Origin of the sequence: Streptomyces sp. NPDC048349, assembly GCF_040651925.1 — a bacterium.
In the GTDB taxonomy this organism is placed as follows: domain Bacteria; phylum Actinomycetota; class Actinomycetes; order Streptomycetales; family Streptomycetaceae; genus Streptomyces.
On record NZ_JBEZLA010000016.1, the window covers coordinates 26,563 to 47,925 of the forward strand.

Sequence of the window (21,363 nt, forward strand, 5' to 3'; positions counted from 1 at the left end):
TGCGTCGTCGGAGTCGTGAAGCGAAGCAAGGGCGAAACCGAAGGAAGGCCCACCATGCTCATGAGGACGACGGCACCGCAGCACGGCCCGAAGGCCCCCATGTTCCTGCGCGCAGCGGTCGCGCTGCAGACCCTGGCCCTCCTCTTCCAGGCGGTCACCGCCGGGCTGTTGTTGTCCTCACAGCACGGAGAGGTGCTGCACGGTGCGGGGGCGCGCGGGATGTACGCCGCGACGATGCTGTACGTACTCGCCGCGATCCTGGCGTGGCGGCCGGGCGGCGGCTCGCCCCGGCCCATCCTGCACGCGGCCGGGTTCCTCGTCCTCGCGTCGGTGCAGGTGGTCCTGGGGATAGCGCATGTGGCGTCCGTGCACGTGCCCTTGGGCGTGTTGATGTTCGGCCTGAGCGTCCTCCAGCTGGGGCAGGCGGTCGTTGGCCGCCCGGTCGACCGGGTTCCGGCGAGGTAGCCGAAGGCGCGGGTCAGGCCGGCCAGGGTCGCACCGTGACCCGCCACGAGCCGGGGCCGCCCCGCTGCGCGACGCCCGGCGAGGCCGTGCGGATGGCGGGCCGATGGGCCGGGGCCGCCGCAGGCCCGGGCACAGTCGTGTCGGGGCGGCCTCAGCTCCCGGCACTGCCGAGCAACACGGCCAACAGCCGCTCCGTGGTGGCCTTCGGCTCCTCGCCAAGGCCGGGAACACGGGTCATCAGCAGGTGGTGGACCGTGCCGACGAGCGCGAGCGCGATGGTGGCGGCGTCGGCGTGCGCGGGCAGGCGGCCGCCGCGCTGCTCGGCCTCCAGGTACACGGTGAAGGCCTGCTGGATCGCCTCGAACGCGGGCGCACCGGACCGGAACCCCTCGCGGGTGTGCGATGCGGCCGCGGGGCGCGTCATCGCCAGCCCCACCACCGCCGGGGGCAGGGACTCCAGCAGGCCGAGGACCACGTCCCGGAGGTTAGCCGCCAGCGTGCCCCGTCCCACCTGCGCCGCCAGCGCCTCGGCCCGGCGGGCGCAGCGGGCGAACCGGTCCAGGACCAGTTCGGCGACGAACTCGTCCAGGCCGGCGAAGTGCGCGTGCAGGACGCCCTTGCCGCAATCCGCCTCCGCAGTGATCGCACGGCTGGTCAGGGCCGCCGCGCCGTCGCGGGCGGCCACGCGCTCCGCAGCCGCGAACAACCGCTCGCGCAGGTCGGGAATCGCCATTCCACGTGGTGACACAACGGCCCCTTTCCTCAAGCCCATTGCATGTATGGGCGCTCGCCCATACTGTTTGGGCACTTGCCCATACTAGGGGCCGGGCGCCCCGCTGCGCTCGGCGGGAGGGAGTTCACCCATGGGTCGCTTCGTCGATTTCGTCAACACCGCACAGGCCGAGGCGTGGAACGGCTACGAGGGCGAGCAATGGGCCCGCAGCGCGGAGCGCTGGGACGCCGTCAACGACGGCTTCAACCAGCCCCTCCTGGACGCCGCGGCCATCGCCGAAACCGACCGCGTACTGGACATCGGCTGCGGGGCCGGCCGCACCACCCGTCTCGCGGCCCTGCGCGCCGAGCGGGGCCGGGCCTTGGGGCTGGACCTGTCCGGCCCCATGCTCGAGAGGGCCCGCAGCAGCGCGCTGCGCGAGGGGAGGGGGAACGTCTCCTTCGTCCAGGGCGACGCCCAGGTCCACACCTTCGAGGACGGCGCCTTCGACGTGGTCATCAGCCGGTACGGGATGACCTTCTTCACCGACCCGGTCACCGCGTTCGCCAACCTGCACCGCGCACTGCGGCCCGGCGGCCGGCTGGCGTTCATCTGCGCGGCCGAGGCCGGGGCCAACGAGTGGCTCCGGGCGATGGCCTCGCTCGAGCACATCCTGCCGCTCCGCGGATTCGGCCTGCCGGGCGCGCCCGGCATGTTCTCGCTCACCGAGCCGGACCGCATCCGCGCCCTGCTCACCGCGAGCGGATTCGCCGGAGTCGGCGTGCAGCCCGTCGAGGCCTACGGGAACTGGGGGGTCGATGCGGCGGACGCCGCCGCCTTCCTGCTGGACTCCGGCCCCGGACACCACCTGCTCAACCAGGTCGGCCCGCAGGCACGGGCCCGGGCACGCCGGGCGCTGACCGATGCCCTGCGCGGCTACGAAGCGGACGGAGCGGTGCGGCTGCGCAGCAGTTCCTGGCTGGTCACCGCCGACCGGAGCCGCCCCTGAACCTGACCTGAGCCCTCCGTCCGATGCGGTCGGCAGGGTGTGACCTTTGGCCGCCGCGGTCGTTCACCGGGAGTGCGGAAGATCATCATCCTCCCGCGGGGAGGGGGCGTACGGACGGTGTGCGCCGCGGCCGCGGCGCTGCTGTTGCTCACGAGCTGCGCCGGCCCGCCGCACGGCTCCCCCCGCCCCGGCATCCCGGCCGACGAGCGGGGACGGGACGACCTCGTCAGGTCCGCACAGCTCACCCTCGTGAACCGCTGCCTCTCCGAGCAGGGGCTGACCGTGCCGGCCCCCCAGGAGCGCCCCGCGGCCACCAGCGCCGCGGGCAGGCGGCTCCAGGCCGCCCTCTTCGGCACCGACCCCCGCGAGCTGTCCCTGACCCTCCCCACCGGGTACACCGTCACCGCCAACACCGACGGCTGCCTCGCGCGCGCACAGCGCACCCTCTACGGCGATCAGAAGCAGTGGTTCGAGGCCGAGGTGGTCGTCAACAACCTGCATGCGGAGGCCCAGGCCCGGCTCGGTGCCGACCCCGAATACCGCGCCGCCCTGGCCCGCCGGACACGCTGCACCGACGCCTCGCCGGAAGCCCGCCCTGCCCCGTCGGCCGCCCCGACCTCTCCGGCCGCCGCCACTCCCACCGACCGCTGCGACCGCGAGAGCGGGCTGGCCGAGGTCAGGGCCCGCCTGGAGCCTGCCCTGCTGGCCGCGGTCCGGGCCGAGCGGCGGGCGGACCTGACCACGTACCAGCGACTGCGCACGGCCGCCCTGCGGCACGCTGTCGACCTGACCTCCTCCAGCACCCCCGCTCCGTAGAACCGAAAGGACCCACCCCCCATGAACATGCAGCGCGTCATCACCTCCTCCGCCGTGGCGCTCCTCGCCCTGACCGGGGCTCTGACGGCCGCCACGCAGGCCGGCGCAGCCGACTGCCCGAGCGGACACTTCTGCGCCTGGGAGCACGCGGACTTCGGCGGCCAGCGTGCCAACTGGTCGGGCGATGACGGCTGGTGGGAGAGCTTCATCGCCGACGAGGACTCCTCGTGGGCCAACCACGGCATCTCGGGTCCGGGGATCAAGGACCACGTCAAGGTGTTCTCCCGCGCCCACCAGGGCGGACACATGACCATCTGCCTGAGCCCGGGCCAGGAGGTCGGCTCCAACGCAGCCGCGAACGACAACGGCGACTCCCACACCTGGGCGATGAGCTGCTGAGCGCACCACGCCGCGGTGTCCCGCGGGCCGGACGAGTCCACGGCCTCGGCGCCCGGACCCGTCCGGCCCGCTCAACCGGTGCGGCGGGAGCGGGCCAGAGCCAGCCCCGCGAGGGACGCACCGACCAGCCCCAGCAGCATGGCCACCACGGCCCCGCCCAGACCGTTGCCGGTGCCGAGACCGCCGTCGGAGGTGGCCGCGACCAGGCCCCCGAGAGCCGCGCCGGTCAGCGCCGACAGCAACGCGACGAGGGCCGCGCTCCGCCCGTTGCCCGCCCTCGCGCGACCGGCCGAGCGCAGGGCCCGCCCGCCGATGACCACGGCGGTGAGCCCCAGCAGACCGGCCGCGAGGGCACCGAGCCGCCCGGAGCTCAGGTCGTACGCGCGGGCGGCCGCCGGCGCAGCCGAAAGGAACGCGACCGCCGGGGCCTCGACCATCGATCGAACTGACATGAACTGCTCCTTCTCCTATGACTTCTCGTAGGACTTCTCGTACGACGACTTCTCGTACGCGTTCTCCCACGACTCCTCCTACGACCGGAGTCGCTCGATCCTGTCGGTCGGGCCCACCGCCCGTCGTCCGGCAGACGCGGGCACTTCGCACTGCCGCCGATGCCCCATCCGGCTACCGCGCACGCCGCAGCAGCCGGGGAAGTACCGCGTGCGCGGTAGCCGGCCGGTCATCCCCGGGCATGATCCACCCGTACGGCCATCCGGCTAGGGTGCGTACATGAGCCGGGGATCGATGGGTGTCGCAGACGGGGTGATAGCCATCGGTCTGGCTGTGATCCTGCTGGTCACCGGGCTGTCCGAGCAGCACGCCGGCACCCCGGTCGACCTGCTCGGCTCCGCGCTGCTGGCGGCCGCCGGCCTGGCACTGGCCGCGCGCCGCCGCGCACCGGTCGCCGTCCTGGCCGCCACGGGGCTGTGCGCGGTGGGCTACCAGGCGGCCGGGTACGACGTACCTGCCGTCGCCTACCTGTTCGCGGTGTACGGGGCCGTACGGGCGGGCCACCGCACCATCACGCTGGTGGCGAGCGTGGTCATGCTGGCCGCTCTCCCGCTCGCGGCCCTCGCCTCGGGCCTGCACGACACGGGCGAGGTGTTCGCACAGGCCCGCGGGGCCCTCGAACTGGCATGGCTGATCGCCGCCGGCGCCGCGGGGGAAGCCCTGCGGCAGGCCGAACGGCGGGCGGACGAGGCCGAGCGCACCCGGGAGGAGACCGCACGGCACCGCGCCGACGAGGAACGGCTGCGGATCGCGCGGGAGCTGCACGATTCGCTCACCCACCAGATCTCGATCATCAAGGTGCAGTCCGAAGTCGCCGTGCACGTGGCCCGCAAGCGGGGCGAACAGGTGCCGGAGGCCCTGCTGGCCATCCAGGAGGCGGGACGTGAAGCGACGCGGGAACTGCGGGCGACCCTGGGGGCGCTCCGCGACGACGACACGGCCCCGCCGCGCGGGCTCGACCACGTACCGGAACTGGTGGAACGGGTGCGCGCCATCGGCCTGGACGCGACCCTGACGATCGAAGGACAGCGGCAGGACGTGCCGGCGGCCGTGGGCCGGACGGTCTACCGGATCGTTCAGGAGTCGCTCACGAACACCGCCCGGCACGCGGACGCGGCTACCGCGTCGGTCCGGATCGACTGCCGCGCGGACGCCGTCGCGGTCCGTATCGACGACGACGGCAAGGCCGCGCCGGGCACGGCCGGGGCGCCCGGTATCGGGCTGCTCGGCATGCGCGAGCGGGTCACCGCCCTCGGCGGCCGGCTGCTCGCGGAACCTGCCGCCGAGGGCGGTTTCACGGTCCGGGCCGAGCTCCCCGTGGACCGTGCGTCGTGATCCGTGTCCTGCTGGTCGACGACCAGCCCCTCATCCGCAGCGGCTTCCGGGCGCTGCTCGACCTCGAGGACGACATCGAGGTGGTGGCCGAGGCCGCCGACGGGAAGCAGGGCGTGGCCCTGGCCAAGGAACACCTGCCGGACATCGCCCTCATCGACATCCAGATGCCGCTCATGGACGGCATCGAAGCGACGCGGCTCATCGCGGCGGACCCGGCCCTGACCGCGGTGCACGTCGTCATCCTGACCAACTACGGCCTGGACGAGTACGTCTTCGACGCGCTGCGCGCCGGCGCTGCCGGGTTCCTCGTCAAGGACATCGTGCCGGAGGACTTCCTGCACTCCGTGCGCGTCGCCGCGCGCGGCGACGCGCTGCTCGCCCCCTCGATCACGCGCAAGCTCATCAACCGGTACGTCGCCCAGCCGCTCGCCACCGGCACGGGCGCGGGGCTGGACGAGCTGACCCACCGGGAACGCGAGGCCGTGGCCCTGGTCGCGCACGGCTTGTCGAACGACCAGATCGCCGAGCGCATGGTGATCAGCCCGATGACCGCGAAGACCCATGTCAACCGGGCCATGGCCAAACTCCACGCCCGCGACCGCGCCCAACTCGTCGTACTGGCCTACGAGTCCGGCCTCGTCACGCCGCGCGGCACCTGACGACCCCGGTGCCGGGCGGACTTGCGCCGCGCCCCCGGTCGTGCCGCAGAATCACCCGCCGAGGCCGGAACCTGCGTCAAGGGGAGTCACAGAATGCGCGTGTTGTTGTCGACGTACGGGTCGCGTGGCGACGTCGCACCGCTGGTCGGGCTCGCCGTGCGGCTGAGGGAGTTCGGCGCGCAGGTGCGGGTGTGCGCGCCGCCGGACGAGGAGTTCGCGCAGCTGCTGGCCGGGGTCGGCGTGGAGATGGTGCCCTTCGGTCCGGCGGTGCGCGCGCTGGTGACCGGGCAGGTGGCTCCGGCAGCGGGGGGCCCGCCCCAACGCGCGGCCGAGTTGGTCGCCGCGCACTTCGACACGGTCGCCGCGGCCGCCGAGGGCTGCGAGGTGGTGGTGGCGACCGGTTTGATGCCCGCCGGTGTGCGGTCGGTGGCCGAGAAGCTGGGCATCCGCTACATATACGCGTGCTTCCATCCTTTCGAACTGCCTTCGCCGCACTACCGGCCGTCGCTGCGGCCCGGTCGCCCGTCGCCGCCGGAGGTGACCGACAACCGGGCGCTGTGGGACCTGGACGCCGAGCGCGTGAACGCGATGTACGCAGAGCCGCTCAACGCCCACCGGGCGTCGCTCGGCCTGCCACCGGTGGACAACGTCCGCGACCACGTGTTCACCGACCGGCCCTGGCTGGCGGTCGACCCCGTCCTCGGACCCTGGCAGGAGCTGACCCACCTCGACGTCATCCAGACCGGTGCGTGGATCCTGCCGGACGAACGACCGCTGCCGGCCGAGTTGGCGGCGTTCCTGGACTCCGGCACCCCACCGGTGTACGTCGGATTCGGCAGCATGCCGATGCGCACCTCGCCGGACGTCGCCCGGGTGGCCGTCGAAGCGGTCCGTGCGCAGGGCCGCCGCGTGCTCGTGGGGCGCGGCTGGGCCGACCTGGCCCTGATCGACGACCAGGACGACTGCTTCGCCGTCGGCGAGGTCAACCACCAGGCACTGTTCGGCCGGGTGGCCGCCGTCGTGCACCACGGCGGCGCGGGCACGACGACGACGGCGGCCCGGGCGGGCGCCCCGCAGGTGCTGGTCCCGCAGATGGTGGACCAGCCGTACTGGGCCGGGCGGGTGGCCGACCTGGGCATCGGTGCGGCACACGAGGGCCCGGCCCCGACCACCGGGTCCCTGTCGGCCGCGCTCGGGACCGCCTTGTCCCGTGAGACCCGCGCACGCGCCAGGGCGATGGCCGGAGCGATCCGCACGGACGGGACCACGGTGGCCGCGACACTGCTGCTCGACGCCGCCGCGCCCGCGTAGCCCCGGGCCGGGTCGCGTCGGGGCAGACAGGTCAGGGCAGGTCAGGTGGGCTGGGCGGGCTGGGTGGGGCGGGTGGTGCCGGGAAGGCAGGTCACCGCCGGGTTGTACGTCTCGAACGCGCCCAGCGGGTTCTTCTTCCACAGCCACAGGTGCAGCGCGTAGTGGACCGGCTGGCCCGGGAAGTGCCCGCGCTGCGGGCCCTCGAACGGGGTACCGAACATGCTGGGCCGGTCCTCGTCCGTCGCCAGGTCCTGGTCCCGGTCGAAGACCACCCACTGGACCCCGATCAGGCGCTTGCCCCCGCGCCCGTCGTCCTCGTAGTACAGCGCGGTGGGCTTCGCCGGGTCGAGGGAGTTGTCGAGCTTGTGGTTGAAGTGCGGGTATCCGATCGCCCCCGGTCCGGACCGGTTGACGACGCAGTACTTGTCCGGCACGTAGCCCGCCTTCACGGCGTTGGCGTGCACGTGGAAAGCGGCGGTCGCCTGGTAGGTGATCGCGCGGGCTGCCGCGGCGTGACGGGTGTCGGCTCCGGCCGCCGGGGCGGCGGCGAGGGCCAGGGCCAGCGAGGCGGCGATGGTGAGGACCGGCGGAAGGCTTCGGGCCATGTTCGGACTCCTTGGAACGGCTGACGTCACGAGCAGCGTGTCCCCCGGTCCCCCGGCCCGCCACACCGTGCGACAGGTCGGCTGACCGCCGGCCGGGTGACGGCGGTCAGCCGCGTACGGACGCCGCACCGGCCCGGCCCCGCCCCGGACGGATCACTCCATCGGGCACCGGGTGGTTTCACGCTCCGCCCCTCCAGGGAACCCGTGTGTCCGCAGAACTCGAGTGTCACGGAGGGTGCGGAAGATGACGCAGGAGAACGCGACACCGAACGGCCACGGTGCACTGCACGACCTCGTGTCGGCCGTGTCCAGGGGCGCGCCGGAATACCGGGCATGCCCCCATCCCGTCTACGCCGCGCTGCGCGAGCAGGCCCCGGTGTGCCGGCTGACGCCTCCGCACGGGGTCGACACGTATCTCATCACCCGCTACGAGGACGCCCGCGACGCGCTGTCGGACCCGCGCTTCAGCAAGGACATGCGCGGGGCGATCGACACCTACCACGCCGTGTACGGGAGCTTCTTCGACGCGCTCGACGACAACGTCCTGAACTCGGACCCGCCCCGGCACACGCGGCTGCGCCGGGTCCTCCGCAGCGGTTTCACCCCCCGGCGGGTGGAGGAGATGAGGCCGAAGGTCACCGCGATCGCCGAGGGTCTGCTCGGCGCGTGCAGCAGGACCGACCCGGTCGACCTGATGTCGTCGTTCGCCTTCCCGCTTCCCATCGCGGTCCTGTGCGACCTCATGGGCATCCCCGAGGAGGACCGGCCCGAGATCCTGGCGCACTTCGCGGTGGTGTCGCGGGCCAGGTTCGATCCCCGGATGGGGGCGGAGCTCCAGGCGGCCGAGGAGTGGCTGCGGGACCGCTTGGCCCGGCTCATCGCGTACACGCGCGCCCATCCGTCGGACTCCTTCCTCAGCGACCTCATCCGGGCGGAGGAGGGGCTGGACGACGCCGAACTGATTTCGTCCCTGTGGGTCCTGTTCTTCGCCGGGCACAAGACGACCGCGTTCCAGATCGGCAACTCCGTGCTGAACCTGCTGATCCGTCCGGATCAGCTGCAGATGCTCCGGAAGGACCCGCTCCTGATTCCGCGGGCGGTCGAGGAGATCGTCCGGTTCGAGGGATCCGTGGAGACCTCCACGTTCCGCTACGCCACCCAGGACGCGGAGATCGGCGGAACGGTGATCCCCAAGGGATCGCTCGTCCAGATCGCCATCACCTCGGCCAACCGGGACCCCGAGAAGTTCGACTCCCCCGACGTCCTGGACGTGACGCGCGAGGGACTCCAGAGCACTCACCTGGGCTTCGGCCACGGCACGCACTACTGCCTGGGCGCGCCCTTGGCGCGGCTGGAGCTCGAGATCGCCCTGTCCTGCCTGCTGCGGGAGTTCCCGGAGATGGAACTGGCGGACGCGGAGGCGAGCAAGGGGGCATGGCTCAAGGGGCCGATGCCGGCGTTCCGCGGGCTCCAGGAACTGCGTCTCGTCCTCGAGCCGTCGCGGCCGGCCGGCCTCCCCGTCACACCCGCAGCCTCCGTGACCGCCGTGTCCGCGGGCGCCTCCGTACCCTCCGCGGCCTCCGTGGTCTCCGGAAACTGACCGTGCAACTGACCCAGCCCCGACGGACGGTGGATTTGGCATGACGGACTCCGCGAGCACCACCAGGCTAGGCCTCCTCGGAATGCAGACGGACGAGCCGCTGACCTCCGCTGCGGGCACCGGGGCCGTCTCGGGCCTCGCGCAGGACCCTTCCCTCCCGGGCCCGGCGGAAGCACACGCGACGCCCTCCAAGATCGACATGCACCACCACTTCTGCGCGCCGGAATGGCGCGAATGGGCCGCGCGGCACGGGCTGGTCAAACCCGAGAAACTGCCCCCGTGGTCACGGCTCGACGTCGAGGCCTCGATCGGCTTCATGGACCGGTCAGGCATCACGACGGCCGTGCTCAAGCCCATGCTGCCCGCGCGCTACCGCTCCTCGGCACAGCTGCGCGAGGCGATCAACATCACGCTCCAGTCGATGCTCGAGGTGGCGAGCTCGCATCCGGGACGCTTCTCGTTCTACGTGCCGCTCTTCCTCGACGACCCCGACGCGTCGTCCTGGGCGGTACGCCGGGGGCTCGGGCAGCTCGGCGCCGTCGGCGTGAACGTGACGGCCAACTACGGCGGCGTCTACTTGGGAGACCCCGCGTACGACCGGGTGTTCCACGAGTTGAACGACCATTGCGCCGTTGTCGACACCCATCCGCACAACCTCCCGGACGGCGCGCCCGGGGCGATGTCGGTTCCGGGCATTCCCAACTTCATGTGCGACTTCCTGCTGGACACCACGCGGGCCGCGGTGAACATGATGGCCCACCGGACGCTCGACCGGTTCCCGGACGTCTCCGTCATCCTGCCCCATGCCGGCGGTTTCGTTCCGTACATCGCGGGGCGTCTGGAGGCCCTCGGCCGCTTCTGCGACCCGGCCCTGGAACCCGCCGCGGTCCGCGACCACTTGCGGCGCTTCTACTACGACACCGCGGGCCCCATGGCCGGCGCCGCGACCCTCCTCGACCATGTGCCCGCCGACCACATCCTCTTCGGCACGGACTGGCCCGCCGCCCCTGCCGACACCGTCACCGGCCTGGCGATCCCCGCCCTGGAGGCGGACCCCGCTTTCACCTCGGAGCAGCTGCGGGGGATCTACCACGACAACGCCCTGCGCCTGATCCCGCAGTTGGCGAGCGTCTGACCCGCGGGAGCGCGGCCGGTCAGTCCCCCTTCCGGAGGGCGTGGCCGGTCGCCCGGGCCCAGTCGCCGGGGCCGCCGTCGAGGACGGCGAGGTCGCGGTGCCGGGCTCGCTGCAGGAGGCCGGCGGCGGTCATGGCGCGTACGCCGCGCCCGCAGGCCACGACGGCACCGGCCGGAACCTCGTCCGTGCGGGCCTGGAGTTCGCCGAGCTCGATGCCGATGGCACCCGGGATGTGGCCGGCGATGTGCTCGGCCCGCTGCCGGACGTCCAGGACCGGCCGCCCTGGGATCCCGTCGGCGGGAACCAGGGCGACCGTCTCGTGCGGGCCGCCCTGACGGGTCCAGGCCTCCATGCCGCCCTCCAGGTATCCGGCCAGCCACTCGTAGCCGATCTTGAGCGCCTGCCAGGTGATCTCGGCCGGGTCCTGGTCCGGGCCGGTCACGAAGACGAGCGGGACGTCGTCGGGCAGCAGCCAGCCGAGCCAGGTGGCGAACTGGTCCCGCAGCTGGATCGAGACCGCGCCGGGAACGTGGCCGGCGGCGAAGTCCGCCGCGGGGCGTACGTCGACGAGCTGCGCACCCTCGGCGAGCAGGGCCCGTACGCGCCCGGGGTCGAGCGCGGGCAGCAGCGGGGCGCCCGTCAGGACGGCGGGTCCGCGGCGGTTCAGCTCCCCGAGCCGGTGGAAGTAGGCGGGGTAGGAGCCGAGGCCGTCCAGCAGCCGGGCCGCGAAGGAGTCCTCGTCGGGTGCGGTCAGCAGGGCGTTGGTCCGCTTCTGGGCGCCGATGGTGGTGGTGCGCTCGGCCCCGGGCGGGGCGGAGCAGAAAGAGCCCGCGCCGTGGGTGGGCCACACCGCCACGGCGTCGGGAAGCTGCGCCAGGCGCCTCAGCGAGCGGTACTGGGCGCGGGCCAGCTCCTGCGCGCGGTCGGCGCCCAGGAGGTCGGTGCGGGCGGCGGAGCCGACGATGAGCGAGCCGCCGGTGAACACCCCGAGCTCCCGGTCGGTGTCGAGGAGGAGGAAAGCCAGGTGCTCGTCGGTGTGGCCCGGCGTGGCCAGGGCCCGCAGCGTCAGCCCGCCGAGGTCGACCTCGTCGCCGTCCTCCAGGCCGCGGTGGTCGAAGGCCCGCATCCCGGCCGCCGAGGCGAGCACCTCCGCGCCGTCCTCGTGGGCGAGTTGCCGGGCGCCGGAGAGGAAGTCGGCATGCAAGTGGGTGTCGGCGGCGAAGGCGACCCGCAGCCCGCGGTGCTCGGCGGCGGCGCGCAGGGCGCGCAGGTCCCGGCCGGCGTCCACCGCCAGGGCCCGGCCGTCGCCGAGGTCGACGAGGTAGGCGCTGTTGCCCAGCCCGTGGTCGACCAGGGGAACGAGGTGATCGTCGGCGAAACCCATGACGCCCTCCAGGGTGGGACCCGCACCCGGTCGTTTCCACGGCCCGCCCCCTTTACCATATTCCATGGATTTTTGGACGATGCCATGGGAGAACCCGAGCGCACGTGAACGCACAGACCCGGTCCGCGACCGTTCGGATATTCATCGCGCTCGCTCCGCCCGACACCGCGAAGGAGGAGCTGGCACGGGAGCTGCGCCCCGCCTACGACGCGTACCCGCGCATGCGGTGGAACCGGATCGAGGACTGGCACATCACCCTGGCGTTCCTCGGTGAGCTGCCGGTCGCGACCGTCCCGCTCCTGCGGCCGCCGCTCGCGGCCCTCGCGGCGGCGCACGCCCCCGTGGAACTGGCGCTGCGCGGCGGCGGGCACTTCGACGAGCGGGTGCTGTGGAGCGGGATCGACGGGGACCTCGAAGGCCTGCACCTGCTCGCCACCGAGGTCCGGTCCGTGGTCAAGGAGTGCGGTGTGGCGTTCGAGGACCGGCCGCTGCGCCCCCATCTGACGCTGGCCCGGACCCGCCGGAACGCGCCGCCCTGGGCGGTGGAGGCCGCCGCGGGACTCGCCGGGTTCACCGGCCGCCCCTGGCAGGCCGAGCGCCTGCACCTGGTCGGCAGCAACTTCGGCCGGGGCCCGGGGCCGATCCACTACCGCGACATCGAAGCGTGGGGCTTCGGCGGCGCCGGGAGCTGAAGACGCCCCGCACCGAAAGGGCCTCGCCGGCAGGACACCGGCGAGGCCTCGGACCCGTGCGTCAATGCGTCAGGGCCTCAGTGCGTCAGAGCGTCAGTGCGTCAGAGGGCGCTCTTCGAGGCGCTGGAGACGACGCATTCCTTGTACTCGCTGCCGTCGCCCTTGCCGGTGTACGGCGTCGTGGCCTCGGCCTGCTTGGACGCGCCGGCCTTGACGGCGAGTCCGGCCACCTTGGCCTGGGCGGAGACCGCGGTCGAGGTGGCGTCCCCGCGGAACTTCATGGTGATGTTGTAGGTGTAGTCCACCGAACCGCTGTTGGTGACGGTGAGCTTGGCGACCAGGTTCTTGCCCGCGTCGTCCAGCTTGCAGCTGTCGATCTTGATGTCACGCTCGGCCTTGTTGCTGCTGGAACCGCCCGGGACGGAGCTGCCGCTCGTACTGCCGCTGGTGCTGGTGCTGGTGCTGCTGCTGTCGCTGTTACCGCCGGTGGTACCGCCGCTGGAGCTGCTGGAGCTCGAGTGCGAACCGCTGCTGCCACCGCAGCTGGCGCCGTGGGAGCCACGGGCTCCGGTGAGTGCGAAGACCGCGATACCGAAGACGGCGACTGCGCGGACATGGCGAAGCTTCACGTTCAACCCCGTTGAAATATCAGGAACCGAGACCGCCCATCTTGACGGGCGCACGTCACCCTAACAGCGAACTCGGCGTGCCTCGTCCCCGCTTGTGCGGTCATCGCCCCCGACCCGTGTCCGCGCCGCCGGTCCTCGGTGCAGGCAGGCGGTGAGGCGGCTCGCACGCGTCCCCGTGGGGTCCAGCCGGGGGTTGAAGATCGTGACGTCGAGGCCGACGGCCCGTTCACCGGCCAGTGCCGTGCGCAGCGACCGCCGCGCCGCAGGTTCAGCCGAGGTCGACGACGAGGTCCGCGCGGTGGCGGCCGGCGGCGACGAGGCGGGCGTTCGGCTCGTCCGAGCGGGCCACCCACGCGCGGGCGCGGGCGGGGTCCTTGCCGTGGCGCACGTGCCGGTCGACCAGGCGCCGGACCCGCAGCTCCTCGTCCGGGGCGAGGTACCAGGCCTCGTCCAGCAGCGCCCGTACCGACGCCCACTCCCCCGCGTCGTGCAGGAGGTAGTTCCCCTCGGTGATCACCAGCGGTACGCCAGGGGTGACCGGGATGCTGCCCGCGATCGGTTCCTCGAGGGAGCGGTCGAAGGCGGGCGCGTACACCGTGCCCGCGCCCACCGTGCCCGCGTCCACCGCTTCCGCCGCGTCCGCCGCGACGCCGTCGGATCCGCGCAGCCGGCGCAGCAGGGCGACGTATCCGGCCGCGTCGAAGGTGTCCGGGGCTCCCTTGCGGTCGGTCAGCCCCACCCGGTCCAGTTCGGCCCGGGCGAGGTGGAAGCCGTCCATCGGGACGACCACGGCCGTCTCCGGGCCGAGGGCCTCGGCGAGCAGGGCGGCCAGCGTCGATTTTCCGGCCCCGGGCGGTCCGGCGATGCCGAGGATCCGCCGGCTGCCCCGGGCGGCCAGCGCGGCCGCCCTCCCTGCGAGTTCCGTCGTCGTCTGCACGGGTCCATCCTGCCCGTCCTCAGGGGTGGGGCAGTGCGCTTTTGAGCTTTGCGTGAAGGTCGTTCGCGAGTTGCTTGTCCGAGGGCGGTTTGTCGGCGTAGAGGCGGCGCAGCTGCGTGGTGAAGGTCTGCGTGAAGGCGCCGTAGAGGGGAGTGCGAGGGCGTTGGACGGCATTCTGCAGAGCGGGCAGCAGGGTGTCGCGCGCGTACTTGGGGCGGCCGTGCTCGTCCCGCGGCATGCGGTCGGTGCTCTCGGCGTTCGGGGCGGCCGGCACGGGGGGCTTCGCCACGCGGCAGGTCAGGGCGTTGTCGTTGTACGCGGACAGCCTGGTGGCCGCGAACCCCGCGTCGAGCAGGCAGCGTTCGCTCTCCTGGCCGGTGAGGAACCTGATCAGGGCCTGGGCCGCCGGGCCGCGCTTCGACGCCTTGGTCACGGCCAGGTTCTGTCCTCCCAGGACCGCCCGGCCGGGCAGCGGGGCCACGCCCAGCTGCTGGTCGGTCAGGGACTGGTGCAGGGTGCGGTAGGCGTACGGCCAATGGCGCAGGAAGGCGGTCCGGCCGTCGGCGAAGTCGCCGAGGGACTCGGCTTCGTCGGAGCGGCCGGCGTCCCCGAGCGTGTAGGGGGCCTGCGTGCGCTCGCGCAGCTCCTTCAGCCCCGCCTCCAGTTTCGCGGCGGAACCGGTGTACCGGCCGGCGCCGTCGGTGAGGGAGAGGCCCTCGTCGGCGGAGGCGAACGCCTCGATGCCGTTCACGGTGAGTCCCTCGTACGGTGCGAGCTGGGTGGTCCACCCCTTCTCGTAGCCGTCCGCCGCACTGCGGCCGGCGTCGCCCACGGTGCCGATCAGCCGCTGGACCGTGGACCAGTCGGTGCCCGCGCCGAGTTGGGTGTCCGTGACGCCCGCCTTCTTCAGGTAGTCCGGCCGGTAGAAGAGCAGTCCGACATCGCTGTTGAACGGGATGGCGTACGTCTTCCCGCCCCAGCGGGCGGTGGCGGCGACGGAGGGGATGAAGTCCCCGTCCAGCAGTTCGTCGGGGAGCGGCTGGACCAGGCCCGCGTCCGCGAACTCCGGTACCCAGGTCACGTCGAGGTTGACCACGTCGTACTCCGCGCTGCCGGACTGGAGCGCGCCCAGCAGCTGGCTGCGCTGCTGGTCGGCCGAGCCCGGGAGCTCGACCAGCCGGGCCCGGGGGCCTGAACCCTTCTCCTCCTGCTGCCGGTTCCACTGTTCGATCAGCTTCTGCCGGATGCCGCCCTTGCCGGTGACGTCACGTCCGCTGGCCACCACGATGTCGCCCTCCGCGACCGCCGCGTCGGCCTGCTGGCCCGCGGTCCCGGACCCGCCGTCGTCGCCCGCGGTGCACGCCGGCAGCGCGAGGACCGCCAGGAGGACCGCCGCGAGGGCCCGGGACGGGGTGCGCCGGTACGGCCCGGACGTGCCGCGCCCCCGCTGTCTGCCGTGCCTCACCCCTCGTCCCCCGTTCCCGCGCGTGCGACCTCGTCCCGCAGCCCGGCCACCAGGTCGGTCCTGGTGTCCAGGCAGCGTCCGCCGCTCGCTTCGGAGATGGCGGCGTCCGGCTTGCCCTTGTCGCAGCCGCCGCTGTCCAGGGATGCCATGACCACCGGAACCTTCCTGTCGCGCGCGTAGGCGCGCAAGCTGTCGAGCCGCCCGCCTTCGGTCAGCCGGTTGTTGTCCTCGTCGTCGGTGATGTAGACGATCAGCTGGGGCCGGTCGTCGTCGGCGCCGCGCCGGGCCATGTCGTCCAGGGCCGCGACCAGTGCCCTGTACGGATCTGCCTCCACGTCCTTGACCTGGGCCCGTTGGTCGACGGCGCGCTCGGCGTCCTCGCGCCGGTACCGGCCGAAGGGCAGCAGCTCCTGGTACGCGAGCGGGGCGCCGGGCGCGGCCGCGACCGCCCAGACGCCGTACTCGTCCTGTTCCCCCAGGCCGCCGAGCGACTGCTTGACGATCCCGGGTGCGCCGCCCGGCCCCTCCCACAGGTCGCCCATCGAGCCGGAGCTGTCGACCAGGAACAGGACCCGTCCGGGCCCGTTCGCCTCCCGGTACTCCTTCAGTGCCGCGGCCATCGCGGACTGGCGGGCGGGAGCCGCGAGGGGGCCGGGGCTCTCGACGGCGCCGAACTCCCGGAAGGTGAGGTCGGCGGCGAGGGGCCGGTGGTCCCCTGCGGCGTTGCGGAATCCGTCCTTGCCGAACTCGACGAGCCCGCCCCTGACCTCCGCCGTGCCCTCGCCCGCACCGGTCAGCCAGGCGCGGAACCGGTCGACCGCGTCCCGCCGCGCGTCCTTGTCGCGGTCGGCCTCCCGCCAGCGCACCCGTACGAACGTGGGGTCGAGGCCCGGCGCGTCGTCCGGGTAGGCGGCCAGCCGCCGGGCCCGCGTCGTGCTGTCGCAGTCCACGCCGGACTTCATCAGGAACTCCGGTACGAGGGCGGCGGTGCGGTCGTCGACGGCGTCGTCGTCGGGCAGGACGCACAGCAGGTTCCCGCCGGTGGGCGAGGGCGGTCCGGGCTGCGCGACGCGCGTTTCGGCGGTGGCGGCGCTGACACCTGCGGGACCGCCCACGCCGTACAGGCCGATGGTCGCCACCAGGCCCGAGTCCGTGTGCTCCGGGTCCGGACGCCGCACTTCCGCCTTGGGGTCGCGCGTGCGCAGGGCGTCCATCAGCGTCGTGAGCCCGCCGGTGCGGTCCGCGATCGCCTCCGCCGCGTTCTGCTGCGGCACGGCGAGCACGAGGGGCGAGTAGGCGAAGGGGGCGGGGTCGACGAGCAGTTCCGCGTAGCTGCGCTGGTCCTGGGGAGGGCGGGCGCGGGCGGCGCTCGCCGAGGTCGCCGGGATCCAGATGTCCGGCTGGGGGCCGATGTCGCGCTGTGGATTGAGCGCCTCGGAGGTGGGCCGCTGCCAGGGGTCGGACTGGTCGTGGAACGCGGCGACGACGTCCGCGGCGCCGGCGCTGTAGACGGTGATGCCGCTGCGCCGGCAGCCGTCACCGGACCGGTTCTCGTCGGACACCAGGTACACCTCCGTCGCCTTGCGCACGGTGGACTCGATGTCGGGATCGGTGAGCAGCCGGAGTTCGAGCGGGGGCTTGCACGACCCGCTGCCGAGCAGGTCTCCGGCGAGGAAGTAGCCGACGGGGACGAGGCCCGCGAGCACGGTGAGCGCCCCGGTGACCGCGACCGTGCGGGTGCGGCCGGTCAGGCGCCGGCGGCCGGTCCCGCCGGGGGCTTCGGCCGGACGCGGGCGGGGCCTTCGGGGAAACGGCCACCACGGAGGGCGGCGCCGTCGTAACAGCTCGTCCGGCACGGCTGTCGTGCCTGTCACGCCTGTCACGCCTGGTACGCCCGGTACGCCTATCACCGCTGTCACGCTCGTTGCGGCTCCCGCGCCGTGGAGCTCCGGGCGTCCGGATCCGGGGCCCGGCCCGGGAACCTCCCCGACCCGGTCCGTGTCCTGCGCGCCCTCGGCGGCCGCCGCGAGGAGCACGTCCGTGCCCGAGGCGGCCGGGCGGCTCTGGGGCTCCCACTGCTCGGCGGGCTCGCGCAGCGTCGTGTGGTGCACGGACATGTACGCCCACAACCGCTCCGAGAGCTCCTTGAAGCCCACGGCCGGCCCGGGGGCCGGGTGCCCGTCGACGCCCAGGAGGCGGATCAGCTGCGCGGTGAAGGGCGTCGGGGTGGTGTCGTCCCCCGCGTCGATCCGGTTGTTGGCCTGCACGCTCATCAACAGCGAGATCCGGTGCCGCTGCGAGGTGTCGAGCGCGTCCCACGCGGCCGAAGCGTTGCCCGCGTAACAGCAGTCGAGCACGACGACCACGTGCTCCGCCCGAGTGCGGGCGAGCACGGTCAGGACGCTCTTCCACGGGACGGCTCCGCGGAACACCGACTCCGTGCCCGCAACGATGGTGGCCGCGCGCATCAGGAGCCACAGCTCGTCCCCCGTGCTGGGTACGGCGCCGTGCCCGGAGAAGTAGAGCAGGAGCAAGCCCTCGGCCTCTTCGACGGCCTTGTCCAGGCGGCGGTCGAACTCGTCCACGTTGCGCGGCCGGACGACTCCGACCTCGCCCTCGCGGAACACGCCGCCGCCGCGCAGCGCAGCCTCGAGGCCGACGAGATTGTGCTCGACGGCCCCGAGGTCGCCGGGAACTCCGAAGGGGTGGTCGGGCTGCGTGAACTCGTACGAGGGCACGCCGACGAGCAGCGCCCGGTTCACCTTCCCGCGCGGGTCGAAGCGCGCCACCGGACTACCTCGCGCCGCCGTCCGGCACGACGTCGACCTCGACCTCCGGGGGCTCGCCCCGCTCCACGGAACGGCGGTTCTCCCGCCAGGCCCGCACCCCGCTCTTCGCCTGCTCGTACACCTCATCGAAGATCTTGGGGCCGACGATGCCGACCAGGACCAGCGTGATCTCCAGGCCGGTCCCCATCGGGCTGCCGGCGTGCTCTTCGGCCCCCGCCCGCTCCCTGATCTCCAGGTCGCCGCTGGTTCTGAGCGCCTCCAGTTTGTGTTCCCGTTCGAGCCACGCCTTCAGGGCTCCGACATCGCTCGCGCTCGCACCCTGCCCCAGGCGTATACGGACAGCCGTCTTCGCCAAACCCTCCCCCTCGTTCATAACTCAGCATCATGGCACGTGGGTTGGGGGCGTGGGGAGACATCGGTCAGGCGCAGGTCCGCGCCCGCGCGCGCCGGGCGCCGTCCGGGCGCGCACGGGGGGTCGGGGCGGGCGGCCCGGGCGCGGCCAGGAACAATCGCGCCAGTCCCGCAGGTTGTGGCGCATGCGCACGTATGTGCACGCGAGACACAGGAGGGGACACACATGTCGTATCCGGAGGCCCGCTATTCCGGTGACGAGGGCGAGGTCAGCGCGGTGTTCAGGCCCGTCGACACGCCTGCCGAGCTGTCGTCGCCGAAGGGCGACGCAACGCACTACCTCGCTACGAAAGCCTCCACGAACGGGGAGTTCGGCCTCTACCGCGTGGAGATGAGCGCAGGGGCCGGCGGTCCGAAGACGCACTTCCACAAAACCATTTCGGAGTCCTTCTTCATCCTGGACGGGACGGTGCGACTGTTCAACGGCGCCGACTGGATCGATGCGAAGCGGGGAGACTTCCTCTTCGTACCGCAGGGCGGGCTGCACGCCTTCCGCAATGACTCGGACGCTCCGGCGGAGATGCTGATGCTGTTCGCCCCCGGGGCACCGCGCGAGGAGTACTTCGAGGGCCTGTCCCAGCTCGCGGATGCGACCGACGCCGAGCGCACCGAGTTCTTCATCAAGCACGACTCGTACTTCGTCGAGTAGGGCAGCCCCTCGCACGCGGCCTCCCCTCCGGGAGGCCGAGTGCGCGCACGCCTTCCTCCCCGTAACCGCTGGTTACTGCTCGTAGCGTCGCCGGCCGCCCCGGCCCTTGCCCGGCGAATGCCGCCCGTCGGCCCGGGTAGGCGCCGGGTGGAAGATCCGCGGCGGACGACGGGGACGGGTGCGCCGCGGGACGGCCGGCCCGGCCGGCAGGGACCGGTCGGGCGGAGGAAACCCGAGGAGGACGCCATGGACGACCAGGGCGGCGCGGGAGGAGTCCCGCTGCACGACGACGACCAGGAGCAGGCCCGGCACCGCAAGCCGCATGCCGACCGCCGCGACGAGAAGCGGACGGCGGCCGCCGACACCGACGAAGCCAGTCGCCTCGACCGGCCGCAGCAGCCCGAGAAGCCGGACGCGAAGGGGACGCGCTGGGTGAGCCCACGGGACGAGTGACCCGACCGGGCGCGCGCAAACCCACTGCGGCGCGCGCAAGCCGACAGCGGTTCGTCGCGTCGTTGCGCCGGTCGTTTTTCGCGGTCAGCCGGTCGTTTTCGCGGTCATTCGCCGCCAGGTGGCCGGTTTCGCCGTCAGGCGGCCAGGGGCGCGGTGGCCATCCCCGCGCCCTCCCGCAGGCCCGCCAAGAACTCCTCGACGGCCTCCACGGCGGTGTACGCGGGCTGCCAGCCCAGTTCCGTACGGGCCCGGGACGGGTCCATCAGGGGCAGCCTCAGCACGGCGTCGAACAGGTCCGGGGAGGCGGGCGCGATGTGCAGTCGCCACGCGGCGGCCAGGGCAGCCCGGACCGGGGCACTCGGCATGGGCAGCCGGCGTGCGTGCAGGATGCCCGCCAGGACCTCCCCGTCGACGGGAGGGTCGGCCGCCAGGTTGAACGCTCCTCGTACCGGACGGGTGACGGCCGCGAGGTAGGCGGCGGCCGCGTCGTCCGTGTGCAGGGCCTGGAAGGTCAGGCCGGGCAGATCGGGGACGGCGGGGATCAGGCCGGGCCGGATGAGCCGTCCGGGCAGGAGGCGCCCCGCGAAGATCCTGCGCTGTTCGGAGGCCGAGGTCCGCTTGAAGAGGAACGCCGGGCGCATGCGGACCACCCGGACCTCAGGGTGTGCCTGCTCGAAGGCGTCGAGGACCCGTTCGAGGTAGGCCTTCTCGCGGGTGTACGCGGCCTGGGGCCATCCGTGGGTGGGCCAGGTCTCGTCGACCTTGCGGTCCTTGGGGCCGGGCGAGTACGCGCCCACGGACGATGCGTGGACCAGGGCGGGGACACCGGCCCGTGCCACGGCTTCGAAGACGCGCACGCTTCCGAGGACGTTGGTCAGCCAGGTCTGCGCGGGGTGGTGGGTCGGCTGGAACTTCCAGGCGAGGTGGACCACCGCGTCGGCCCCCGCGAACAGCGGCACCAGGTCCGGACCGTCCGCTTCGATGTCCGCGGCGGCCCAGGCCGTCTTTGCCGGCCTCCACTCGGGCACCCTGCGGGCCAGGCCGAGCACGGACGTCACGGCCGCGCTGTCCGCGCAGGCCTGGACCACGCTGGTTCCGACGTTTCCGGTGGCGCCGACGACCACGACGCGCAGGCCGTCGCCACCGGGTTCCATGGGCACGGGGCGGGGGCGGGTCATCCTGGGCTCCCTTCGGTGCGGACGGTGCGAGTCCTCCCGGACCGGGCCCGGGGGCGAGCCGCCGACGGTGCGCTGACGCACACCGGGGCCTCGCGGCAGCGCGCCTCGCCGACCCGGCCCTGTGCCGGGCTCCTCGGCGCGCACTGTGTCACTCGTACGACGCGCCTAACCCGCAGGGGGCCCGGCAAACCTCGGCTGACCGGACGGCCCGCCGGCGGCC

22 protein-coding genes are annotated in these 21,363 nt (G+C 73.1%); 12 read left to right on the forward strand and 10 right to left on the reverse strand.

Annotated features, from left to right (window positions below):
• Nucleotides 1–54: 54 nt before the first annotated feature.
• Nucleotides 55–465 (forward strand): hypothetical protein, encoded by a 411-nt coding sequence (locus AB0D44_RS11700; protein ID WP_362588106.1) that lies wholly within the window; start codon nt 55–57, stop codon nt 463–465.
• Between the two features lie 151 nt (nt 466–616).
• On the opposite strand, the gene AB0D44_RS11705 is transcribed toward AB0D44_RS11700, so the two are convergent.
• On the reverse strand, nt 617–1,198 hold the full coding sequence (locus AB0D44_RS11705) for a TetR family transcriptional regulator (protein WP_362588108.1): 582 nt from the start codon (nt 1,196–1,198) through the stop codon (nt 617–619).
• Nucleotides 1,199–1,328: 130 nt separating this feature from the next.
• On the opposite strand from AB0D44_RS11705, the gene AB0D44_RS11710 reads away from it, so the two are divergent.
• From AB0D44_RS11710 to AB0D44_RS11720, 3 genes are all read left to right on the forward strand, one after another.
• Nucleotides 1,329–2,186, forward strand: a complete 858-nt coding sequence (locus tag AB0D44_RS11710) for a class I SAM-dependent methyltransferase (protein WP_362588111.1) — start codon at nt 1,329–1,331, stop codon at nt 2,184–2,186.
• Nucleotides 2,187–2,258: 72 nt separating this feature from the next.
• The gene (locus AB0D44_RS11715; RefSeq protein WP_362588113.1) at nt 2,259–3,002 is read left to right on the forward strand and encodes a hypothetical protein; all 744 of its coding nucleotides are present in this window, start codon (nt 2,259–2,261) and stop codon (nt 3,000–3,002) included.
• 21 nt (nt 3,003–3,023) lie between these two features.
• Nucleotides 3,024–3,401, forward strand: coding sequence for a peptidase inhibitor family I36 protein (locus tag AB0D44_RS11720; RefSeq protein WP_362588116.1), 378 nt, complete (start codon nt 3,024–3,026; stop codon nt 3,399–3,401).
• Nucleotides 3,402–3,472: 71 nt separating this feature from the next.
• Here AB0D44_RS11720 and AB0D44_RS11725 read toward each other — a convergent pair whose 3' ends face one another.
• Nucleotides 3,473–3,853 carry a DUF6223 family protein gene (locus AB0D44_RS11725; protein WP_362588119.1) on the reverse strand — a complete coding sequence of 127 codons (381 nt, stop codon included), beginning with the start codon at nt 3,851–3,853 and terminating at the stop codon, nt 3,473–3,475.
• Between the two features lie 277 nt (nt 3,854–4,130).
• Here AB0D44_RS11725 and AB0D44_RS11730 point away from each other — a divergent pair, with 277 nt between their 5' ends.
• From AB0D44_RS11730 to AB0D44_RS11740, 3 genes are all read left to right on the forward strand, one after another.
• Nucleotides 4,131–5,246, forward strand: a complete 1,116-nt coding sequence (locus AB0D44_RS11730) for a sensor histidine kinase (protein WP_362588122.1) — start codon at nt 4,131–4,133, stop codon at nt 5,244–5,246.
• Nucleotides 5,243–5,905, forward strand: coding sequence for a response regulator transcription factor (locus AB0D44_RS11735; RefSeq protein ID WP_362588125.1), 663 nt, complete (start codon nt 5,243–5,245; stop codon nt 5,903–5,905). The genes AB0D44_RS11730 and AB0D44_RS11735 overlap by 4 nt, the downstream gene beginning before the upstream one ends.
• 93 nt (nt 5,906–5,998) lie before the next feature.
• Nucleotides 5,999–7,216: a glycosyltransferase gene (locus AB0D44_RS11740; protein ID WP_362588127.1), complete on the forward strand. Its 1,218-nt coding sequence runs from the start codon at nt 5,999–6,001 to the stop codon at nt 7,214–7,216.
• Between the two features lie 41 nt (nt 7,217–7,257).
• Here AB0D44_RS11740 and AB0D44_RS11745 read toward each other — a convergent pair whose 3' ends face one another.
• Nucleotides 7,258–7,821, reverse strand: a complete 564-nt coding sequence (locus AB0D44_RS11745; protein ID WP_362588130.1) for a hypothetical protein — start codon at nt 7,819–7,821, stop codon at nt 7,258–7,260.
• A 244-nt stretch (nt 7,822–8,065) separates the two neighbouring features.
• Here AB0D44_RS11745 and AB0D44_RS11750 point away from each other — a divergent pair, with 244 nt between their 5' ends.
• A complete protein-coding gene (locus tag AB0D44_RS11750; RefSeq protein ID WP_362588133.1) occupies nt 8,066–9,421 on the forward strand; it encodes a cytochrome P450 in 1,356 nt (451 codons plus the stop codon).
• Between the two features lie 40 nt (nt 9,422–9,461).
• A complete protein-coding gene (locus tag AB0D44_RS11755; RefSeq protein WP_362588136.1) occupies nt 9,462–10,556 on the forward strand; it encodes an amidohydrolase family protein in 1,095 nt (364 codons plus the stop codon).
• A gap of 19 nt (nt 10,557–10,575) precedes the next feature.
• Here AB0D44_RS11755 and AB0D44_RS11760 read toward each other — a convergent pair whose 3' ends face one another.
• Nucleotides 10,576–11,940, reverse strand: a complete 1,365-nt coding sequence (locus tag AB0D44_RS11760) for an MBL fold metallo-hydrolase (protein ID WP_362588139.1) — start codon at nt 11,938–11,940, stop codon at nt 10,576–10,578.
• Nucleotides 11,941–12,044: 104 nt separating this feature from the next.
• Here AB0D44_RS11760 and thpR point away from each other — a divergent pair, with 104 nt between their 5' ends.
• Nucleotides 12,045–12,632 (forward strand): RNA 2',3'-cyclic phosphodiesterase, encoded by a 588-nt coding sequence (thpR, locus tag AB0D44_RS11765; protein WP_362588142.1) that lies wholly within the window; start codon nt 12,045–12,047, stop codon nt 12,630–12,632.
• A 101-nt stretch (nt 12,633–12,733) separates the two neighbouring features.
• On the opposite strand, the gene AB0D44_RS11770 is transcribed toward thpR, so the two are convergent.
• The 5 genes from AB0D44_RS11770 to AB0D44_RS11790 form a co-directional block, all read right to left on the reverse strand.
• Nucleotides 12,734–13,261: a hypothetical protein gene (locus AB0D44_RS11770; RefSeq protein ID WP_362588145.1), complete on the reverse strand. Its 528-nt coding sequence runs from the start codon at nt 13,259–13,261 to the stop codon at nt 12,734–12,736.
• Nucleotides 13,262–13,529: 268 nt separating this feature from the next.
• Nucleotides 13,530–14,198 (reverse strand): nucleoside/nucleotide kinase family protein, encoded by a 669-nt coding sequence (locus tag AB0D44_RS11775; RefSeq protein ID WP_362588148.1) that lies wholly within the window; start codon nt 14,196–14,198, stop codon nt 13,530–13,532.
• A 19-nt stretch (nt 14,199–14,217) separates the two neighbouring features.
• Complete coding sequence (locus AB0D44_RS11780; protein WP_362588151.1) at nt 14,218–15,663, reverse strand: extracellular solute-binding protein; 1,446 nt, start codon at nt 15,661–15,663, stop codon at nt 14,218–14,220.
• On the reverse strand, nt 15,660–18,452 hold the full coding sequence (locus AB0D44_RS11785) for a vWA domain-containing protein (protein ID WP_362588154.1): 2,793 nt from the start codon (nt 18,450–18,452) through the stop codon (nt 15,660–15,662). Before AB0D44_RS11785 ends, AB0D44_RS11780 begins: the two co-directional genes overlap by 4 nt.
• 4 nt (nt 18,453–18,456) lie before the next feature.
• Nucleotides 18,457–18,807 (reverse strand): hypothetical protein, encoded by a 351-nt coding sequence (locus AB0D44_RS11790; protein WP_362588157.1) that lies wholly within the window; start codon nt 18,805–18,807, stop codon nt 18,457–18,459.
• 222 nt (nt 18,808–19,029) lie between these two features.
• On the opposite strand from AB0D44_RS11790, the gene AB0D44_RS11795 reads away from it, so the two are divergent.
• Both AB0D44_RS11795 and AB0D44_RS11800 read left to right on the forward strand, forming a co-directional pair.
• On the forward strand, nt 19,030–19,512 hold the full coding sequence (locus AB0D44_RS11795) for a cupin domain-containing protein (RefSeq protein WP_362588160.1): 483 nt from the start codon (nt 19,030–19,032) through the stop codon (nt 19,510–19,512).
• 246 nt (nt 19,513–19,758) lie between these two features.
• Nucleotides 19,759–19,965 (forward strand): hypothetical protein, encoded by a 207-nt coding sequence (locus AB0D44_RS11800; RefSeq protein ID WP_362588163.1) that lies wholly within the window; start codon nt 19,759–19,761, stop codon nt 19,963–19,965.
• Nucleotides 19,966–20,099: 134 nt separating this feature from the next.
• Here the strand turns inward: AB0D44_RS11800 and AB0D44_RS11805 are convergent, their stop codons facing one another.
• Entirely contained in the window at nt 20,100–21,143 is a 1,044-nt protein-coding gene (locus tag AB0D44_RS11805) for an NAD-dependent epimerase/dehydratase family protein (RefSeq protein WP_362588166.1), read from the reverse strand.
• Nucleotides 21,144–21,363: the final 220 nt, after the last annotated feature.